This window comes from Enterobacter sp. B79-1 (assembly GCF_057444735.1).
Genome location: NZ_JBYAZJ010000020.1, coordinates 1 through 707, shown reverse-complemented (window position 1 = coordinate 707; position 707 = coordinate 1). Strand labels below are relative to the sequence as shown.

At 63.9% G+C, this 707-nt stretch carries 1 protein-coding gene; it reads right to left on the bottom strand.

What is annotated here, in order from left to right; all coding sequences use genetic code 11:
* Positions 1 to 707 (bottom strand): type VI secretion system Vgr family protein (locus AC2T6E_RS22630; RefSeq protein WP_486693251.1); only part of this gene is annotated, 707 nt, incomplete at both ends.

Here is a 707-nt window from a genome sequence, read left to right as displayed (position 1 = left end):
GTCTGCGGGCCGTAGGTGCGCGGCCACGCCGTGCTCTGCGCCGGGCGATAAGAGACCGACGCCGGGATGACCGTGAAATCGGTGCGGTGAATGGTTTCACCTTCACCGCTGGCGTAGCGGTTCTCCTCGAAGTGGTATCCGGCCGCCGTCACCAGATACTGGCCGTTATCGCTGAAGAACGGCGCGTTAGTCAGCGTGAAGATGTGGCCCGGCGCAATGCCCGCCGCCGTGGCGGTGGCCTGAATCTGCTGATGCTCCACCTGCCAGCGCTCCTGGCGAATGCGGGCGTAGAACTCCGCATGCCCGGTCTCGACAAAGCGGCCCGGCCAGTCATACACGTCAATGCTGCCCGGTTTCGGCGATGCCGGGTTCTGCTGGGCCTGGAACAGCCACGCGTTCGGCTTGCGGAAGTCGTAGTCGTCGAGGCTGTAAATCCCCGGCGTCACGCTGTCTTCCAGCGCCCACTGGCCGATGCCCTCTTCGTCGGTACTGCCGCCGGATGGCGTCTGGTGATACGGAATCACCTCGTAGCCGCTGAACGGCTGATGCTGGGTGGCGGCGTCGGTGAGCACCAGCGTATGTTTGTCGGCCTCGTGGCTGAAGTGATAGGCAATCCCCTCCAGCTCCATCAGGCGGCTGATGAAGTCCAGGCTCGACTCCTGATACTGCACGCAGTAGTCCCATACGCGGTAGCTGCCGGTGAGCTT